A 19,115-nucleotide genomic window follows, 5' to 3' on the forward strand; every position below is an offset into this window, starting at 1 on the left:
TGTACTTTTATGTTTTTTGAGGAAAGTTAACATGAAAGTACAGGTTTGTACGTTTAACGCACTGCTAACTATATATCAGTAAATTATTATGCTCTGTACCTGTTGATATTTTTGGGATGGTATCACATTTGAACTATACTCATGACCAGCAACCTAATGATTTGCAATATAAGAGTATGGAAATGACTAAATCTCTCGCCTTCAATTTTATCTTTTCTTCAGTCATAGTTGGGATTTATAGCCCAGAAAGTCTTGGCAGTGATGACCGAATAGAAACCATCGAAATTTATGCACAAAAAAGGGCACAAACTATTGATGAAGTTAGTATTGCAGTGTCTCATGTTACAGGTCAAGAAATCACAATACGAGGCGTTAAAGATGCGACTGAATTAGGTCACTTTGTCGCGAACATGAAGATTAGTCAAAATGCAGCAGAAGGAACGCCTCCGGCTGTTAATATACGAGGTGTTGGTTTAATTGATTATAATACGGCCAACACGTCCCCTGTCGCGATGTATATTGATGGCGCATCGGTCGGTTCTGCAAACAACCAGTTAGTCGATCTCTTTGATATTGAGCAAATTGAAGTGCTTAAAGGGCCACAAGGAACGCTATTTGGGCGTAATAGTACTGGAGGCGCAATATTAATTCGCTCGGCTAGGCCAGATGCTGGTAGTTATGGATATATAACTGGCGGCGTAGGAACAGATGATTGGCAAAAGCTGCAAGGTATGTATAACCATGCAGTGGATGAAGAATCAGCAATACGCTTGGCATTTAGCCATACAAAGTACGAGTATACGAGTTATAACTTATTTGAACCATCACCAGAGGCTGGCTTAGAGCAAAACAATGCACGTTTAAGTTATTTAGGGGAGTGGGACTCAGTCAGCGTTTACCTGAAGGCACATTATAGTCATTGGAATGGCATAGTGCAGCCAGTGGGGAGTATTGGTATTTATAGTGATCCAGTGAATCAGGTAAAGTGCTCGGCAAGTTTAGCGAGTCAAGGAAAGTGTGTTGATAGTTTTGGCTTTAATGATGGCAGTGATGACTTTTGGGCGGTAAGCGTTAATAATGATTCTCCTCACAATAGCATCGGTAAAGGGTGGACAGCGGAAGTTGACTGGCAAGTTACAGATACAGCTCAATTAGTATGGGTCAACGCATTTAGTCGACTAGATAGAGAACATGCATTTAATTGCGATGGCTCGCCGGCGAAGCTGTGTGAAGGGAATATGGGTTTAAAGGCTGAGTTGCTAAACAATGAGTTGAGGTATCAAGTACAACTTGATGAAGACTACTTAACCACAGGCTTATTTTTGTTAGAAGAGCGCCTATATCAGGATAACAATAATGATTTAGGAAGAGATTTACGCGGCACTCCCTTTGGTGCTAATTCTGCAAAGTTTTATTATGACAATGATATTAAGTCTAAAGTAACGGCATTGTTTGCACAATACGAGTGGCAATGGTTACCCTCAACTAGGGTCACGGCGGGGTTACGTTACAGTGATGAATCAGTCGAGTACGACTCGGTGTCAAACATTAACGTGGTAGTTGATCAAACAATGACGGAAGGTGTGTTGTTACCATTTTATCATGTTGTTGGTAAAAATGATGATGATGGATTTTCGGGTAAAGTTGCCATTAATTATCAATTAGCTGCCAACAAAATGCTCTATTACAGTTTTGCTAATGGAAACAAAAGTGGGGGGTACAACGGCGGGTATTTATCAAGTCCTGAGCAGGCAAAAGAAGCTGACTATGGCCCAGAGTCATTAAACGCGCATGAGCTAGGTGCTAAAGTCACGTTGCCTGACGTTAACCTTAAACTCAATGGCGCCATTTTTTATTATGATTATCAAGATCAACAAGTTTTTATGAATCAGCCCGCTACTGCACCAGGCGCACCGCCTATTCAGTTACTTGAAAATGTCGCTGCGTCTACTATTTATGGCGCAGAACTAGACCTGGAGTATGATATTAGTAATACCATGGTGATCAAAGTTGGCGTAGGGTACATCCCACACGCAGAGTTTGAAAACTATACAGATCCTCTTGGTGTTACATTGTCAGACAAACGCCTTCCGTTTACGTCGGAAATAAATATCAATGCACAACTAAGTTATGAATATACGATTGGTCATAGTGTATTGACTAGCTCATTAGGTGTTGATTATCAATCAGAGTATTATTTTGACCAAAATCAGAGCGAGTATGCTATGCAGTCAGGTTACGCTCTTTGGCATTTTAACACCTTATATCGATATGAAGATTGGCAAGCTAACTTATGGGCGAAAAACCTCTTTGATCAGGAATACAGCCATTTGAAGTTCGACTTGAGCCAATTTTTAGGCATGTTAGAGGATTTTAAGGGAGAAGGTCGCCGAATTGGGGTGGATTTTACTTATCGATTTTAACGACCTAAGTTGATTTTTAATGAAACTATCATATTTAAAGAAGCGTCTGAGGCCGTTTGTTTATCTTGTTGAGTGAATCAAGGCATAGTATGCACGTATTGATCAAATTGTTTGTGGTACTGAGTTTTATATTATCCTTGCCAAGTTTTGGTGAGTCCTTTTCTTATGACAAACAAAAACAAGATGTAAACTTACATGATTATGCTATGTTATTGTCTTCAAAAGATAATACACGTTTTCCGGATTCATTCGACTCGATTGCAAATTGGTCAAGTGATCTTGAGGTGTTACCATCAACAACTTTGTTTTCAGGGCGTTACTGGTTACTCGTAAAGCTGACGAACAACACAGAGCAAGAAGAGTTAGTGCTTTATCCTTATAATACGGTGGTGTCGAGTATTGAAACTCGTATTTATAATAAAAATGGTGAAGTACAACGTTATTATACTGGCGGGAAAAACCCAAATGAGTTTGCTTTCCATTATGGAAATACTATCCGTTTAAAGCCCGGTGAAACTTACTACCTAGTTACCATGTTTGAAAGTGATTTCTTTTATACCCCGACCAAGTTGGTAATTAAACCTGTCGCTGAGTTTAAACAATTGGTTGTGCAAGAAAACTTAATCATGATCTTGTGCTTTGGTGTTGGCATTGTATTGGGGCTCTATAATTTACTTATTTATATTGGCTCTAAGGACGCCACGCACTTGTATTATGCAATTTTTACGGGGGTCTGGGTATTTGCTTGGAGTCACTTCTTTCACATATCTGATCAGTTATTTGGTTTTTATTCTGCCCACTTACACTGGCTTGGTTTTGCGTTAGCACCTATTGCAAATGTATTGTTTTATAATAATTTACTAAAACTCAAGGAAACTCACCCTAACTTATCGACACTGTCCATTTGGGTTGGCGTTATTTCTGCCATTGGATTGCCATTTTGTATTTTATTTCCGGGTTTTGGCTTCTTATGGGCAACGGTGATGACAGGTACTGCTTTATGTTTAGGCATGTACGCTGGTATTCGATGTGTGTTAGATGGCTTCATTCCAGCACGGTACTTTGTGCTTGCATATATTGCCATGATGGTGCCAAACATGATTGGTAATTTGACTAATTTGGATGTTTTGCCGCCATCAACGTTGAATTTGTATTTGTTAGGTCTTACAGGAATAGCATTAGATGCTATGTTGCTGGCATTTGCAGTGGCAGATAAGTTTAGGTTAACCAGTGAAGAGAACATTGAGTTAAATAAAAATTTAGAGTCAAAAGTCTTAAAGCGTACTTATGAGTTAGAACAACTGGCATCTGAATTACGTGACGCCAGTGAAGCAAAAAGTCGATTTTTGGCAAATATGAGTCATGAGATCCGTACACCCATGACATCCATAATTGGTTATGCTGATGGGATCATGTTAGGCGATATAAAGCCTCATGAGCGAAACCATGCTATTAGTGTTATTTTACAAAACTCGCGACATGTATTGGGCTTAATTAATGACATTCTCGATATGTCGAAGATAGAAGCGAATCGTTTAGAAATTGAATTGATAGAAGCGAACTTATTCCACTCTATAGCACATGTTGAGTCTTTATTAGGTAAGCAAATACGCGATAAAGGGCTAGAGTTTGAGCTTAACTACCACTTTCCTCTTCCGGATTTTGTAGTTATTGACCCGACTAGGTTGAGACAAATATTACTTAATCTGACATCGAATGCGTTAAAGTTCACCACGGTTGGAAAAATTTCAATAGACGTAAGGTGTGAAAACGAGCGGTTACTTATTTGCGTTAAAGACACCGGTATTGGCATGGCGAAAGATGAGCAAAAAGAGCTATTTAGTGCATTTTACCAAGCTGATTCATCAACATCACGTAAATATGGTGGCACAGGGTTAGGGCTCAATATTTCAAAGAGCTTAGCACGCAAACTGGATGGTGACATTGATGTAGAAAGTGAAGTAGGGTCTGGTACTGCATTTACATTGCGATTGGGCTTATTTACGACTGAAAAAACGCAGTGGGTTGATAGCTTTGAACAAGTTAATCAAAGTCGAATTGATATTGAGCAACCATTTCACACGCAAGATGAATTAAATGGAGATGTGTTACTTGCTGAAGACCACGGTGATAATAGTCGGCTTATTAAGCGTATTTTAGAGCGAATGGGTTTAAATGTTACCACTGTTGAAAATGGTCAATTAGCGGTACAAGCAGTTTTAGATGGGGAGTTTGATTTGATTTTAATGGATATTCAAATGCCCGTAATGGATGGAGAGCAAGCACTTAACTTTATTCAAGCAACAGGATGCAGTACGCCAGTGATAGCTCTGACAGCGAATACCATGCGTCATGAAATTGAGCGGTATATGAAACTTGGTTTTACAGATCATTTGTCGAAGCCAATTGATAGGGCTCAATTTAATCAAAAAGTGAGTCATTATTTGAATATTGCTGTGGACGATGAACTTGATTTACCTGATGAAGAGTTTGAAGCATTAAAACAACAGTATATAGCGGGTTTGTACGAGCAAAAAGTGCAATTACAAAATCAACTCAAATATCAAGATATCGATGGCTTATCAAAGTCGATACATGCCATTAAAGGGACCGCGGGCATGTTTGATTGTGAAGAAATTCATATCCTTTCTTCAGATATAGACATTAAACTAAAAACAGCAGACATGGACGAGATTGAAAGTAAAGTCAGAGAGCTCATTAAAGCGATGGAAGTGGCAATATCACAAGCAGAATGTGATAAAGCAGGCTAAATTATCACGTAGGTTTATTAATATATTAGGGGCTGTTGAGCTTTGCTGTTCTATTTTTATTCTCTTTGAGCATGCTTTTATCGCGGCGCTTAATATGTGGCCTAGTAATCTAAGCGAATATTAAGTAACAAAGAGAAAGGGGTGCTCAAAAGAACCGGTAGGCAGGCTTTGATATATCTAGGCTTTCCTACAATTAACTAACTGTCTAATGATTTAGATCAGCGGAGCTTAGTTTGAATTTACAAATAGCAAGGGTATATGCCTGCGTGACTGTCGACGTACAAGAGAAGTTGATTTAACGCTGTTATGCGCCGACAGTGAAGTATTATTACAGTGTAATGTACTGAGTTAATTTAATTGGTTCACCATCAACATCTAATACCGCAGAGATTTCAATTCTACCATGTGTTAAATGACCGATGTCTATCATACTTGGCTGCCATGTTTTGTGTTCATAGGGAGCGAGTGACACATCTTGTTGCCAGAGTTCTTGACTTCTTTTAGGTTGGTCGAACGCAGAAAACTGTACGGTAATTTTCCCCGTTGTTTTACCTGAGTATGGGCCGGACAGCTGCAACGAAAGTTGCTCATCTTTTTCAACCACATCTAAGTATACGCCGTCAAATGCGCTTGCTTGTAGATCTAGCTGACCTTTTAATAGAGAATCATCCCAACGTAACTCATACGGCAGGTGTTTGGCGTTATTAAACTTGGTTGGTATGTCAAGTTTCATATGGCTTATACCTGAAGGGGCGGTTGCTAATTGTTGCTGCTGCACGCTGACCGTGATGTTGCTCTGTGTTGGGTTGTTAATAGCTAAGTAAGGTTGACCTTGTTCATAATAGGTACTGACTTTAATGCCACTGAGAGTCATTAAAGCTTCGTTTGGCAACTGTCTTTTCCAATCAGTCAATAATTTGCGTACTGCAGATGTCACCAAAGTATGTTGAGCTGTATCGGGTAGCTTACTGATCAGCGGTGTTAATTGAGAGTGGCAATTGGCAAGTATGTTGGCAAATTTTTGGCAGGTATTAAATGCTCTCAAAACCAGCGCTGGCTGGTCGTATAACCACGGATCTGGGTTGTTTTGACCTAACTGTGCAACGGTATGTGAGTGTTGCGATATGTAAGGAGTGATTTGATGATTCATACCTTGACCAAGTAAATCAAAGCGGTATGGGTCAAGCTCAATTGAACTATCAAAATTCACAGTTTGTCGATGCTGTTGTGTCGCAACAATGACTTGTATTTTGTTGTGAGCAGGAACAATAGACAGTCCTAGCGCTTGTTCTTTTTGAATTGCTTCGACAATACTAGGCTGTAATGCTAAAACTTGAGAGCCTTTATTTATAGACGTCAAATCAAGTTTAACAAAAGTACCTTGTGAAATGAGCAAAGGCACTGAAGGCGTATCCGCTTGTGCATTCTTACTGACGAGTCCAAGACCTATTTCTCCTCGATTGAACTGAGATGGCTCAAAATCAATGTGCGCTGCAATGGTATTTTTCTGTGATATGTCAACGAGAGGGCTGGTAAGTGGCTTTGGAAAATCTAACACAGGGTGCTGCGCCTGTGCATTTGGGTTAATTTTTAATTGGTGTAACTGAGTGCTCTCGTCACTGCGTAACCAGTAAGCACCGCCGTTTTGCTCCCACGGGCCACTGACAATTTTAAAGGTAGGGCTGATATTTTCGACAAAAGCTTGAAATTGATGTTCTACAGCTTGCCAATTAGGAAAGGTGGCTTTGAGTAATTTATTAGCCGTTGGTAACGTTTGGTCTGAGTGGGGGTTTTCAGCCATTAAGTTAGCAAGAAACCGCTTGAAATAGAGTTGACGAACAGGATCACTCATTAAAAAGTGTACAATGAAGAAGTTAAGTCCACGTTTTAGAGCTGGATCATCATTAATTTGCTCAATGGTGGGTGAGTTTGCTGCTTTATACTGTTTCAAACCGGTTTTGATATAATTCATTGGTGCGCGGTCAAAAACCATGACGGTTAATTCTTTTGATTGTGGGTCATAGACATGACTGGCAATTGAGTCAGCGAGTCCTTCGGTGATCCAATTTGGTGCCCAAGTGGAATGACCATTAAGTGCCATATGAAATGCATGCATTGTTTCATGAATAACGATGTAACGTTGATGGTGTTGGCGGTGGCTTGGAAAATTATAACCTGCGCGGTTATAAAACATGGTTTCACCCCCCGCGGTTTTATGGACGCCGCGTAAGAACCCATCGTCTAACATAGCTTCACGTAATCTAGCGCGTGAGCTACCGTATACCACCGCAATGCGTTGGTTGGCGATATTCGCTGGTTCCATACCAAAAAGTTCAACATAATGCGGGTACGACATCTCAAGCAACTCAAGGTATAAGCGTACTTTATCTTCGGGTAAGTCACTTTTTAACGCGAAATGCTTACTCACCCACCAGTCGTAACCTCGGCTATTGCTGATTTTATTGTCGCTGTAAGTACGTGGAATATTTTTTCCCATAAAGGCGATATCAATATGGTTCAACTTACTGGTTCTACCTGAGACAGTCACATCTGCGCGCATCGTTTGAGAAGCGACTTGAGTGACTGAGGCAGTGACAGTATCTGGTGTTTTAATTGCATCTGTGTGTGTGCATGCTGTTAGGAGGAGTGTACTGAGTAGAGATAGTTTACGCAGCATAGTGAGGCCTTTTAATTGGTGTATATTGTATGCAATTTAAGGTATCATGGCTTTTTCACTAATACAAATTTTAACGTTAGAAGCCGAACTGGGGTGAAATTTCCATTCAAGAAGTTGGAAGGAAGCAAGCTTAAAGCCATAGTGGTACTATGGCTTAATTGTGGTATTTTTAGCGTTGGAACTCATAAACACTACCTAAACTCAATATTTGAGTGAGTTCATCTAGTGCTGTGTAAGTTTCAGTGAGCAGCTGAGGATCAGCCAAATCGCTATCGTTGAGTTGATCTCGATAGTGTTTCTCTACCCACGCATTAAGCAATACAAATTTCTCATCACTCATTAACGTGTCTTGATTCACTTTGCCAAGTTCGTTTTGAGTTAGCGCTACCCGTAATCGTAAGCAAGCTGGGCCACCGCCATTTTGCATACTTTGACGCAAATCGAAAAACTTCACGGTGTTTATAGGGTTATTTGCACTTAGCATGAACTCAATATAGTTGGCGACTTTGCTGTTTTTAATACATTCTTCAGGGGCGACAAGCATCATACTGCCATCAGCAAGGCTGACAAGTTGACTATTAAACAGGTAACTTGTCACGGCATCTTGTACACCAACAGCATGTGTAGGCACTTCAACAATATGTAATTTATCACCAATATACGCTTGTCTGATGCGAGTGAGCGCGTCTGCTTGATTTAAAAATGCTTGTTCGTGGCAAAATAGAACATTGGCATTACCCACTGCAATAACATCATTATGAAAAACGCCTTGATCGATAACATCTGGATTTTGTTGTATAAAGATACGCTGTTCTTGTGGTATTTGATGTAATCGCGCAACTGCTTCACTGGCTTCAAGCGTTTGCCTAGCAGGGTATTTAGTCGGCCCAGTAATTTGGGTATTTAAGCTGCTGGCACCATACACAAATACTTCTAACCCTTTGCTACCATGGTCATCACATAAGCGCGTGTGATTTGCCGCACCTTCATCACCAAAAAAAGGTTGATCAGGTAAATGTGTGTGATGAACAAACGTATTTTCATCGTTGAACATCGCTTTGAGTAAGTTGCTAGTTGTGAGCGGCTCTAAAGAGCGATGGAACTTATTATTTAAATTAGCACTGGTAAAGTGTACCTTTTTATCGGCAGTATCTTGTGAAGGTGATACGGTTGCGGCATTTGCTGTCCACATCGCAGAAGCTGAGTAACAAGTTCGTAAAAGCACAGGTGATTCTTTTGCGGCTTTGTTAATAACTTGTGCGTCGGTGCCGTTAAATCCCAAGCGTCGTAATGCATTTACGTCGGGTCGAGCATGAGGCGCAAAAATCCCCTGTTTTAAGCCCATATCGTGCATGGCTTTCATTTTTACTAAGCCCTGTAATGCCGCTTGTTTTGGGTTAGAAATTGCTTCCGCATTGTTTAGTGATGCGACATTTCCATAAGATAGTCCGGCATAGTTATGTGTTGGTCCGACTAAACCATCAAAATTAACTTCAAAGCTTTGGGTTTGCTCACTCATGTTAAATCCTTGTTTATATTATCGTTGATTATTATGCCTATATAGCGGCTGATTTAACATCGAATTTAACGGTAAAGGGTCGAATTATTAGGGGGAAGGTTTGTGATTAATACGGAAAAAGCACTTTAATAAAGTGCTTTGCCGAGCTAAAAACTAGCCTTCACAAAAGCGTGGAGACAATGATTCTTCGTAGCAGGCACGGTCCATCGATGGGCCACAGCCTCCCCACCAACTTTTTGGACGACCGCCAGCAACTTTTGGTGTTGCATCCTCACCTAATGCCGCCTTGTTATGAATGAGTGTTTTTATTTGTTTTTTATGTAGAGTTAATTTCATGATAATTCCTTCATTTTATTGCCCAAGATCCCTTGGGTACCTTAAAACTAGAACTTTCTTGCAAAAAGTTCAAAATTTAATCTATTACAAAATGTTTCAGGACAATAAAAAAGCTTGTATATATGAAAATTCAAATATATGATATTTCGTATATTAAGGTTTGATGATGAGTGAATAATGGATCCAGTGACATTTTTTAAATGCCTAAGTGATGAAACCAGATTAAAAGCCTTGTTATTAATTCAGCATGAAAAAGAACTATGTGTGTGTGAATTAATGGTGGCATTAGGTGAAAGCCAACCTAAAGTGTCGAGGCACCTTGCTCAGTTACGTAAAGCTAAATTACTGCTAGATAGAAAACATAAGCAGTGGGTTTATTACAGAATCAATGATGCGCTGCCGAACTGGGCGCTAGATACATTAGTACAAACACATGGCGAGAATAAAAGCTATTTTTCAACATCGTTAACGAAACTAAATGAAATGGGCTCAAGGCCTGAGCGCGTTGCATCGTGCTGTAATATTGAGTGAAAAGGGGAATAAAATGTCAGTGAAAGTAGGTATTAATGGATTTGGGCGTATGGGACGTTTGACCATGCGCGCATTGTATAATAGTGACAATATTGAAATTGTACAGATCAATGACCCAGCTGGGGACGCGGCAACATTGGCCCATTTGATGAACTTTGATTCAGTACACGGTCGCTGGGAACATGAAGCGTTAGCAGCGCAAAATGATATGATGATTGGTAAACATCGTATTCATGTCACGCATAATACTTTGCTAGAAGATACCGATTGGTCGGGTTGTGACCTTGTTTTAGAAGCATCAGGTAAAATAAAAACAAAAGAAAAACTCACAGGTTATCTCACCCAAGGAGTTAAACATGTTGTGGTAACTGCCCCGGTAAAAGAAGAGGGGGTATTGAATATTGTCATGGGCGTGAATCATGACCAATATGACAAGTCACAATTCCCAATCGTCACGGCTGCATCATGTACAACGAATTGTTTAGCACCCGTTGTCAAAGTATTACAAGATAAAATTGGCATTGTACACGGATCAATGACGACGATTCATGATATTACCAACACCCAAACGATTCTAGATGCACCGCATAAAGACCTACGACGCGCGCGTGCATGTGGAGCAAGCCTTATTCCAACCACAACAGGTTCTGCAACAGCCATTACGCATATATTTCCGGAGTTAAAGGGCAAATTAAATGGGCATGCGATACGTGTTCCACTGGCAAATGCGTCAATCACAGACTGTGTCTTTGAGGTCAGTCGGGCGACGACCAAAGAAGAAATTAATGCTTGGATGGAAGATGCAGCTAATGGCGCGATGCAGGGTATATTAGGATATGAAACTCGGCCTTTGGTCTCTGTAGATTATAAAACTGATCCACGCAGCAGTATTGTTGATGCTCTATCAACCATGGTGATCAATGACACTCAAGTTAAAATGTATTTGTGGTATGACAATGAGTGGGGTTATGCAAACCGCACGGCTGACTTAGTGCGTTATGTTATTGCAGAGAATGGATAAGTATTAGCATGGCACTTTCTTCACTACCACAAGATATAAAGCAATATCTAATAATTACAGGAAATTATTGGGCATTTACTTTAACTGACGGTGCATTACGAATGCTGGTGGTGCTTTACTTTCATCAGCTGGGATATAGCCCGATAAGCATTGCAATGCTATTTTTGTTTTATGAAGTATTTGGGGTGGTGACGAACCTACTTGGTGGTTGGCTTGGCGCTCGACTTGGTTTGAACAAAACCATGAATGTGGGGCTAGGGTTACAAGTGGTTGCTATTGTTATGCTTGCGATAGAACCACAGTGGTTGTCTGTGGCCTATGTCATGTGCGCACAAGCCTTATCAGGGATTGCCAAAGATCTTAATAAAATGAGTGCAAAAAGTGCCATTAAACTGCTGGTGCCTAAAGACGCAGATAGTATTTTGTATAAATGGGTTGCATTATTAACCGGCTCTAAGAATGCACTCAAAGGGGTTGGCTTCTTTTTGGGCGCCATGTTGTTGAGCTTATTGGGGTTTGCTGGTGCGCTATGGTCTATGGCGGGTATGTTAGGCGTCACTTGGTTTATGAGTATATGCTTGCTAAAGCAAGACTTAGGCAAGAAAAAGCACAAACCGAAATTTTCTGAAATTTTTTCTAAAAGCCGTTCTATAAATCTGCTTTCAGCGGCGAGGTTGTGTTTATTTGCCTCTCGGGACGTGTGGTTTGTTGTTGCTTTACCGGTGTATTTGTCTAGCCAATTTGGTTGGGAGCATACTTGGGTAGGGGGCTTTATGGCAACATGGGTGATTTTATATGGCATCGTACAAGCGAACGCGCCAAAATTGACCGGCAAACCAAATACGATTCATGACAGTATACAGGCTGCAGTGGCATGGGTGGTGCCACTGACGGTGATCCCATTATGCATTGTCGTAGGGCTCAATTTAGATATTACACCTTTGTGGGTGATTGTGGGGGGGTTACTGGCTTTTGGGGCGGTGTTTGCTATTAACTCCTCCTTACACAGCTACTTGATTGTAAAACTGGCAGACAGCGATGGTGTGTCACTGGATGTTGGGTTTTATTATATGGCCAATGCGATGGGCCGGTTGTTCGGCACGGTATTTTCTGGTCTGATTTACCAATTCTATGGTTTGAGTGCCTGTTTAATTGTGTCTGCGGTGCTGCTGGGCTGCACGGTTATCATCACGAAAGAGCTGCAAAAAGTGAATTGAACATTATTGTCTAGCAATGATATTAATCAATGTTTTGATTACCGCGTTAACGTTATGGCTGCGCCATCGCGTTAACGCGTTTGTGATGTTAGTGAATAATAAGTGTTTAGTGCGCTAATTTGAAACTTTCGGTGACTTTTTTAAGATCGTTACTGAGTCTATCCAGCTCATAACTGGCAGAAGAAACTTGGTCTGCGCCGGCTGCATTATCAACCGCAGCCTGTTTAATAGACTCAACGTTGTGTTTAATTTCATCCGTGGTCATGGTTTGTTGGTGTGCGGCTGTAGCTATCATTTCAGCACTTTGCGCTATTTGATTGATTTGCTGCACGCTGTCTTCTAAAAGGGAAGCGCTGTCATTGGCTGCAGAAATTGTCAGCTTGGTTGCTTCAATAGATAGGTGCATTTCTTCAACCGCTTGGTGGGTACCTGATTGTAAACTATTGATCATACCTTCGATGTCGGCAGTCGATTCTTGTGTTTTACGTGCCAGTTGTCTGACTTCGTCTGCGACAACCGCAAAACCTCGACCATGTTCGCCTGCTCGGGCGGCTTCTATTGCAGCGTTCAGTGCGAGTAAGTTCGTTTGTTCGGTCACTGTTTGAATCACTTCTAATACGCGACTAATATTTTGTGCATTGCCTTCTACCCGTTTAATGACTTGCTCTGCGTTATCGATGGCGGTGCTAAGCTGGGTCATTTGTGCGACAGTTGCTTGCAGGTTTTCGTTTGCTGAAGAAGAGGTTTTTTCCGCGCTATGACTTAAATCAGCCACAATACGGGCGTTAGTAGCCACTTCCTCGATTGATTGGTTGGTTTGATCCATGGCGAACGCCACCTGTTCAATATTGGCATGTTGCTCTTGTAAACTTGCATTTGACTGACTGCTGGCAGCGCTGGTTTGGGCGGCTGTACTCGCTAACTGTGAGGTAGACTCGACAATAGTACCAATCATTTGATTTAATGATTTGTTCATACGTGCCATCGCTCCATACACACCTTGCTGTGCTGTTGTGTCAGTAAAGGTTTGACGCAAATCACCCTCTGAAATACGCTCACTAATGGCTTGCATTGTGCTTGGTTCGCCACCTAATGGACGTATGATTGATTTTGAAATAACCAGTGTAATGATAACGACCCCACACACTGTGAATAGCGCAATGAAGCCAATTATCCAATACATTTTATAAACGGGTGCAAATGCTTCAGCTTCATCAATTTCAGCAAGCAAAACCCAATTTAAATTAGCAAAGGTAAAAGGTAAGTAGGCGGATAAAACTGGGTTACCGTTGTAATCAATAATAATTTCAGTATCAGACACGCCGCGTAATCCCTTATTAACAGCAAGGGTGTTAACACCGTTATTTTCTACTGTTCCGGCAAAGCTTGCGATAACTGAATGACCTGTTGGGTCTAAATAGGAATCTGAACGCATCAGTAAGTCATCACCCACAAGATAAGACTCACCCGTTTCTCCCATACCATCACGCGTTTGCATAATGCGGTTAATGGCATCAATTGAAAGCTGTAGTGCAATAATGGCTGTTATTTTGCCATCAATTATAACTGGTAAGCCAATGAATGCGGCTGGATCATTGTTACTTGGGGCATATCGAGAGAAGTCTTGCAGAATAAATTTGCGTTTGGCTAACACATTATTATACAGCACAGCTAACCCTGAATTACGGTATGGCCCTGAAATTAAACTTGTTTGATAATCAGCTTCTTTTGCAACGGTGTAGTCAACGAACCCATTTGGGCTAATAACGAATAAATCGTAATAGCCTTTTTGCTCTATAAATGTTTGAAAAAATGCGTGATGCTCTTGCGCGACGCGTGCTAATGATTGTGCTTTAGTTTGCGCATGTGCAGTTTGCCACTCAGAGACTAAGATTTCTAAATCCGCTTTTCGGGCATCAAAGTAGTCTGTTAACTGAGTATGTTTTATCTGCTTAATAGAAGTGAGCTGGTTGTAAGCTTGCTGCTCTAACGTGGTACTGGCAGTAAAGAGAGAGAACAATGCGATCACCCCGGCTGGTACTAAACCAATTAACATAAAAGACAACAACAATCGGGTTTTGATTAACATATTTACTCCACACATAATTAACAGCGGCGCAAATGTACATGATACTTCGACAAATGAGAATAATTATCACAGTATAATTGTAAAGAAGTGTCAATGAAAAAGGATTAATTAATACTAAATAACTAATCCAAATGAGTGTTATTTGTTCCTTAAATGGCTTTGTTTTGTGCAAGTTTGTTGATATTTCTGAGATAATTTATTGTTTTGTGATGGGAAAGGATGAAATGTTAATTTTGTGTTTGTAATGGGTACTTGCTGGATAGGCAGAGGTCATCAGGGAATGCGTATAAATTACGATAAAGTGTGAGTGAGAAATGAGCAGTAAAAAGAGATGCGGTTTAGTTTGCAAAATAGGAACTTTTGCGACTATGTAATAACTCCGATGATATTGATGCGTTATATGTAACAGAGAAGGTATATGTTAGGTAATGTACCTGTAACAGCATAAACATCGTAATTGCCCAGACATGTGTATGACCAATTACGATGATGAATATGAACTATGGTAGTAGAGCTAAACGAGTGTTGCTGCGGCCGTGGATAGCTGATCCACTAACGCTTGGTTTGTTATTTTGTTTTCAGTCATGTCAAAGTTGTCATAAAAGCTAGGTACTGATATTGACGCTTTAACATCAAGCGCAAAGTAAGGCGCGGATCCGGTTGCTGCTGCCAGTACACTTTTTGCGCCACCAGGACCGGGTGACGTTGCCAGTAATATAGCAGCTTTATTTTGATACACTTTCATATCAATACGTGAAGTCCAGTCGAAAATGTTTTTGTACGCTGCAGTATAAGAACCATTATGTTCTGCAAATGAAATGATCACGGCATCCGCTTCACCTATCTTTGTGAAAAACTGTTGTGCTTGTTCAGGAATGCCTGACTCGTTTTCTCGGTCTGAACTGTAAATTGGCATTTCAAAGTCATTCAAGTCTAAAATTTCTACTTCAGCCCCTTTAACCAATGATCCGGTATACGCAGCTAATTGTTTGTTGATTGATTGACGGCTACTACTTGCTGCAAATGCTAATACTTTCATGGTGCTCTCCAAATAATTTTATGTGTAATGAGTATGAGCGCTTTGCAATTCGCTTTAAAAGTAAGATTTAAAGTTGCACCCTTGACTCGATGGAAATAAGTCTATATTAAGTCATAATAGATGTTAATACTTTAAAAATGGACATACTCTTTCCATATGAATAACAATCAATTGTTTGACGGCATTCTTATTTTTGTCCAGGTGGTAAAAAGTGGTGGCTTTGGCGCCGCTGCACAAACACTGGGCCATTCCAGCTCTCATGTAAGTAAAGAGGTGATTAAGCTTGAATCGCGTTTAGGTGTACGATTGTTAAACCGAACCACACGTTCAGTTGCACTTACACCGGAAGGTGAGGCATATTTTCAACAATGTGAGCAGCTGGTAATAGATGCGCAATCGGCACTGAGTTTAGTTACTCAAAATGATGAAATACCCCGTGGTGCATTAAAAATAAGTTGTCCAATTGGTTTTAGCCATGACCATTTAAAACCCGTTATTGCTAAATACATGCAACAATATCCGAATGTGAGCTTGGAGTGGGATGTGAGCGACAAGCGCATTGACGTTATTGGCGATGGTTTCGATTTAGCAGTAAGAGCCGCGCCCACATTAGATGAATCTAGCTTGATATGTAAACGCATTTATTCATGTCCCACTTATATTGTGGCGTCGAAAAGTTACATCTCAAAGTATGGCAAGCCCTACCACCCCAGAGAACTGGTAAATCACAATGCGATTTGCTATTCAAATTTGAAGATGCCGGGAAGATGGGAGTTTGAAAAACAGGGGGAAAAACCATTTTCGGTTGATGTGAAGCAGCGAATCAAATGCAACAACGGTCATATGGAATTAGCAATGGTAAAAGCAGGGCTCGGTATTTGCCGTTTGCCAGAGTTTTTTATGGGGGATGCATTAACGAACGACGATATTGAGGTACTGTTCGCTGACTATACTCATCCGACGGTTAATGTGTATGTGATTTATCCTAGCCGTAAACACCTTTCGCCCAAAGTACGCAGGTTTATTGATATGTTAAGTGAAGAATTGAAAGAATAATGCCTATTGTTAATTTTGTGAAACATCAGGAGGGGGTTAATTGGTTTTAAGTAATATGAATAATTTTATATTTATTTTGTAAGTTTTTATTTTAATTGTTTTTTTGATTTTATGATGTTGAATTCGGGGTTGATTAAAATACACTCACGATCTCACCCTGGTGTATGGGCTAGTAAACTTCGTATTATCAGGTACGCTACGGTAATAATTTGATAACTTTCAATATTGCCGTTGCTTAGATTAGGTAATAACTACTCTAGATTATAGACGTTTGTTAAATTTTTGGTGGCATTTAAATCTTGGATTTGTGGCTTGATGTAGAGGAATTAAATGGGATAAACAGATTCATATATAACTATTTATGGAAGAGGTATACTACATATTTTTAATATTAATGTAGACTTTTTATATGTCTATGAATTAACATTGCAACTGAAATGGTATCGAAGGGGATTTTATATCAATAATAATTGTTGTATAAAAAGGATGTGTAGTGAAAAATATATTATTCTCTTCATTATGCGGTTTAGCTGCATTTTCAACTCTACTTAGTAATAACTCCTATGCCACTTCAGCTAAAGTTGATGTTCAAAGCTATATGGATGGCATTTCATTTAAACAAAATGATACTTCGACTAACGCTAATAAATTTAAGCTAGGGGTTAGCGATATTGATGTAATTAATATTCCAGAAGGTCAAAATACGGTTGAAATTAAGTTGCTAGATACTGACGGTAAAAAGCATGCTGCGTGGTTATGTAACACTAATGTAGACTATGATAAAGGTGAAACCAGTAATACACACTTCTTGAGTTGTAGCGGAGAGAATTCTCAGCATGGTAGCCAATACATAGATATGGTTCCTAGAGCCTATACAATGAATTTTTTCCATAAAGGTACGCTTTTTCAAACATACGAATTTGCGCTCGAAGAAAATGAATTCGTAAAAGGTTCAAAACGCTTTAAAGTGGCGAGTGTGTGGGATGATTATGCATCTATTGGAGAGGCTGCACTTGATATTTGGCAAGACAGCTCATTGGAATTAATTAAACCGTATCCCAATACTTTTGACAAAGCTGCCGGTGGTGCGCTTTTACATTTTCATCTTATTCATGGCGATAAAGTCATTGGTGAAAGTCGAAAGATATCAAAGCCTATTAGTGAGGGACACCTTAAGTATATTAGGACTTCATTTACTAAGCCTCATGATGAAGGTGGAAAGCGTCTAGCAATCTCTCAATTAGAAGATGGTGAATACCATATTTTAGTGTATAAAGAACCCAATAACCCAATTGAACTTTATACATTTGAAGTAAAGAATAAGAAAGTTGTTCGTAAGGGTAGACAGTTGAATAGCGGCATTGATGGAATTTATAGTGATGAAGGGAAAAATTGGTTTTCTAAAACCACAGAAAATTTAGACCGATTGGCTAAAAACTCAATATACCCTGAAGATCCAAAGGAAATTCGTAAAAGAGAAGAAGAAAAGCAACGCCTTGCTGCACAAGCTAAAAAGAAAGCTGAAAAACTGCGACAAGAAAAAGAAGCACAAGAACGTAAAAAACAGCAACGGATAGCCAGAGAAGAAGCTAAACAGAAAAAAGAGCAAGAAAGGATTGAAGCAGAAAAACGAAAAGAGCAAGCACAACTAGAAAGTGAGAAAAGAGACGCTGAGCTTAAAGTTGAAAGAGAGAAGCAACTAGCTCAAATGCGAGAAAAACAAGCACAAATGCAGCAAAAGCTAGAGAAAGAATCGGGCCAAGCTTCTTTTAGTATTAATCAGGTATTACTTGGGCTTGTTTTAATGTCATCTGGTTTACTTATTGCGAAAAGTCGAGTTTTGTCTAAAGTACCTCAAGCAGGAAAAGTAGTCGCACTTATTGAGAGTAAATCTTGTTATGTAGCTTATGCTGCGATTGGACTTGCAGGGTTGGATTTTGTAGTTGATTTAATTACCCTTTCACCAATTATAGGGGGCGGTTTGGCACAAGTTACTGCATGTGCTAGTGGTATTTTGTTACTTAAAAACGAACCGAAATTAAATGAAATTGAATTATTTACTAAGGCTAAGAGTGCAGTGCTTCGTTACGAAGAGCATGTTGGTTTAACTGCTATTGTCATCGGGGTTTTACATTTATTTGTGGGTGGATTGCCTCTCATTTAATATCGTGAGTATTGATTAGAATAAGGCTGTATAGCTTAGGTTATATGGCCTTTTTTATTATATTTTTTTAAGCTATTCTTTTTGGTAATTTCATTTTTCTTTAAATTTCACAAGACACCCACCCAACACAAGAAATTTCACAAGACACTCACCCAAAATTGATAGTTTTTCATTCATTGCCTATCTTTTAAATTCAGCTTAAAAGATAGGCAGGTTCCTCGATGGCCACAGCACGCAAAAGACAAGTGAGTTTAATTGATACCAAATACTAC

The 19,115-nt window shown here is 39.8% G+C and carries 12 protein-coding genes; 7 read left to right on the forward strand and 5 right to left on the reverse strand.

Annotated elements, in window-relative coordinates; all coding sequences use genetic code 11:
• The first annotated feature begins 182 nt into the window (after positions 1-182).
• Together J8M01_RS15955 and J8M01_RS15960 are read left to right on the forward strand one after the other, a co-directional pair.
• The gene (locus tag J8M01_RS15955; RefSeq protein ID WP_225738339.1) at positions 183-2,423 is read left to right on the forward strand and encodes a TonB-dependent receptor; all 2,241 of its coding nucleotides are present in this window, start codon (positions 183-185) and stop codon (positions 2,421-2,423) included.
• A gap of 89 nt (positions 2,424-2,512) precedes the next feature.
• Positions 2,513-5,194, forward strand: a complete 2,682-nt coding sequence (locus J8M01_RS15960; protein ID WP_211058647.1) for an ATP-binding protein — start codon at positions 2,513-2,515, stop codon at positions 5,192-5,194.
• A gap of 328 nt (positions 5,195-5,522) precedes the next feature.
• Here J8M01_RS15960 and J8M01_RS15965 read toward each other — a convergent pair whose 3' ends face one another.
• The 3 genes from J8M01_RS15965 to J8M01_RS15975 all read right to left on the reverse strand — a co-directional run bounded on the left by J8M01_RS15965 (position 5,523) and on the right by J8M01_RS15975 (position 9,726).
• Positions 5,523-7,871: a hypothetical protein gene (locus tag J8M01_RS15965; protein WP_211058648.1), complete on the reverse strand. Its 2,349-nt coding sequence runs from the start codon at positions 7,869-7,871 to the stop codon at positions 5,523-5,525.
• Between the two features lie 169 nt (positions 7,872-8,040).
• A complete protein-coding gene (gene astB, locus J8M01_RS15970) occupies positions 8,041-9,390 on the reverse strand; it encodes an N-succinylarginine dihydrolase (RefSeq protein ID WP_211058649.1) in 1,350 nt (449 codons plus the stop codon).
• Between the two features lie 153 nt (positions 9,391-9,543).
• Entirely contained in the window at positions 9,544-9,726 is a 183-nt protein-coding gene (locus J8M01_RS15975) for a hypothetical protein (RefSeq protein ID WP_192507838.1), read from the reverse strand.
• A gap of 177 nt (positions 9,727-9,903) precedes the next feature.
• On the opposite strand from J8M01_RS15975, the gene J8M01_RS15980 reads away from it, so the two are divergent.
• From J8M01_RS15980 to arsJ, 3 genes are read left to right on the forward strand one after another with little or no spacing between them, the layout of a single operon-like run.
• The gene (locus J8M01_RS15980; RefSeq protein WP_211058650.1) at positions 9,904-10,257 is read left to right on the forward strand and encodes a metalloregulator ArsR/SmtB family transcription factor; all 354 of its coding nucleotides are present in this window, start codon (positions 9,904-9,906) and stop codon (positions 10,255-10,257) included.
• A 13-nt stretch (positions 10,258-10,270) separates the two neighbouring features.
• Positions 10,271-11,278 (forward strand): ArsJ-associated glyceraldehyde-3-phosphate dehydrogenase, encoded by a 1,008-nt coding sequence (locus J8M01_RS15985; protein ID WP_192507836.1) that lies wholly within the window; start codon positions 10,271-10,273, stop codon positions 11,276-11,278.
• A gap of 8 nt (positions 11,279-11,286) precedes the next feature.
• Positions 11,287-12,495 carry an organoarsenical effux MFS transporter ArsJ gene (gene arsJ / locus J8M01_RS15990; RefSeq protein WP_211058651.1) on the forward strand — a complete coding sequence of 403 codons (1,209 nt, stop codon included), beginning with the start codon at positions 11,287-11,289 and terminating at the stop codon, positions 12,493-12,495.
• Positions 12,496-12,601: 106 nt separating this feature from the next.
• On the opposite strand, the gene J8M01_RS15995 is transcribed toward arsJ, so the two are convergent.
• On the reverse strand, positions 12,602-14,584 hold the full coding sequence (locus J8M01_RS15995; RefSeq protein ID WP_211058652.1) for a methyl-accepting chemotaxis protein: 1,983 nt from the start codon (positions 14,582-14,584) through the stop codon (positions 12,602-12,604).
• A 514-nt stretch (positions 14,585-15,098) separates the two neighbouring features.
• Positions 15,099-15,623, reverse strand: coding sequence for an NAD(P)H-dependent oxidoreductase (locus J8M01_RS16000; RefSeq protein ID WP_211058653.1), 525 nt, complete (start codon positions 15,621-15,623; stop codon positions 15,099-15,101).
• Positions 15,624-15,779: 156 nt separating this feature from the next.
• Between J8M01_RS16000 and J8M01_RS16005 the strand changes: the two genes are divergently transcribed.
• Both J8M01_RS16005 and J8M01_RS16010 read left to right on the forward strand, forming a co-directional pair.
• Positions 15,780-16,679, forward strand: a complete 900-nt coding sequence (locus tag J8M01_RS16005; protein ID WP_211058654.1) for a LysR family transcriptional regulator — start codon at positions 15,780-15,782, stop codon at positions 16,677-16,679.
• A 493-nt stretch (positions 16,680-17,172) separates the two neighbouring features.
• The gene (locus J8M01_RS16010) at positions 17,173-18,843 is read left to right on the forward strand and encodes an MAP7 domain-containing protein (RefSeq protein ID WP_211058655.1); all 1,671 of its coding nucleotides are present in this window, start codon (positions 17,173-17,175) and stop codon (positions 18,841-18,843) included.
• The last annotated feature ends 272 nt before the right edge of the window (positions 18,844-19,115 follow it).

This window comes from Pseudoalteromonas sp. MMG005 (genome assembly GCF_018101015.1).
Classification (GTDB): domain Bacteria; phylum Pseudomonadota; class Gammaproteobacteria; order Enterobacterales; family Alteromonadaceae; genus Pseudoalteromonas; species Pseudoalteromonas aurantia.